The 1,501-nt window shown below is 34.0% G+C and carries 1 protein-coding gene; it reads left to right on the forward strand.

What is annotated here, in order from left to right; all coding sequences use genetic code 11:
- Nucleotides 1–897: 897 nt before the first annotated feature.
- A complete protein-coding gene (locus FJR06_RS03660) occupies nt 898–1,374 on the forward strand; it encodes a DUF1499 domain-containing protein (protein ID WP_015081210.1) in 477 nt (158 codons plus the stop codon).
- Nucleotides 1,375–1,501 lie beyond the last annotated feature (127 nt).

Raw genomic sequence — 1,501 nt, forward strand, 5'->3', positions numbered from 1 at the left:
GTATTCAATGAATTTAATCTCAAACCAACTAATTTATTGACATTATTCTCAATAAACTTGATTCGAGCTTTAAATATATCGGCGATGGCTACGCCGCGCCGAAGGCATCGCTCTAATATAGAATTGCGTGTCATTGTCTGAAAGCCTTGTTATCATTGGGTTATGGATAATTCCGAAAATTCAAAAAACACCTGCGGAATGTGGGAAACAAATAAGCCATCTGTAACCTAAGTTGACACCAATGAGTAGTGCTAAACCCCTACCATATATCGAAGTTAAAGTGATTCATATTGACTTCATATCACTAAAATTAATAACGTTGAAAGGTTACTAATCACTTATTTGTCAATTTGTCAATAGTAAATTTTTACTATCGCTCAAATTAGATCATTTCTGAGCAAATTTATGGCTAAAATTTTTGTAAAGTTTTGTATTAGCCGGGGAAATTAATTTCTGAAACTACTGTCAATAAAGGGTTTGAGACTAACATCTTCTGAAAAATCCAAAATTGACAATAGTAGGCCAATTATGAAATTCTCTGAAATTATAGCAAATCGCGGAAAGTATTGCAACCTCGTTGATAAATAGAAAAGATTCTCAATTAATTATTAAGGAAATCTAAAGACAAATTGCTAAAAGTTATAAATATCAAAAGTATTATTGATTTTCTATAACTCAAGCTTATCATACAGCCATAAGAATTGAGAATAAATAGAATCTGGAATTAAACTACAAGCATATTATTTCATGATGGTAAGCGAAAGGCTACCCATTTACCCGAATGCAGTATAAGTACATTGGTACTTTCCCCAGCGACTATATGCGCCCGATTCAGACAATAATATATCAAAAGCTGATAATATATCTTAAATCACAGAATATAGCAATCAACTGATTATGTCCAATTTAACAACTATCTCCCGACTACGGAATATTATTTTCTCGATATTTCTAACTCTGATCATTAGTTGCATAGTTCCTGCAACTGCTTCGGCTTCTGACTTGGGAATTGAATCAGGTTCTCTTCGTCCTTGTCCAACTTCCCCTAACTGTGTTGTCAGTCAAAATGCTGATGCTAAACACGCTATTGCACCAATCACTTATGATGTAACACGAGATAAAGCTAGAAAAACCTTACTCAAAGTTCTCACGGTTGTTCCCCGCACCACAGTTATAGAACAAACAGATAATTATATTCATGCGATTTCTAAAAGTCGCATTTTCAAATTCGTTGATGATGTAGAATTTTATTTTCCTAGCAATGATTCAGTTATTCATATTCGTTCTTCTTCTCGTGTGGGAGATTCTGATTTTGGTGTCAACCGCACTCGCTTAGAGCAAATTCGTTTAGCTTTACGAGATTTGAATATTTAATATGAAAATTGTCAGAATATTGTCAGAAATGGCTAACGCCACGCTTCGCTATCAGGATGTCCAGGATTTAAGGATTAACAGGATGAAAATAAGGATTTAATCACCAATCACCAATCACCAATCACCA

This window comes from Dolichospermum sp. UHCC 0352, from assembly GCF_009711925.1.
GTDB classification, from domain to species: domain Bacteria; phylum Cyanobacteriota; class Cyanobacteriia; order Cyanobacteriales; family Nostocaceae; genus Dolichospermum; species Dolichospermum lemmermannii.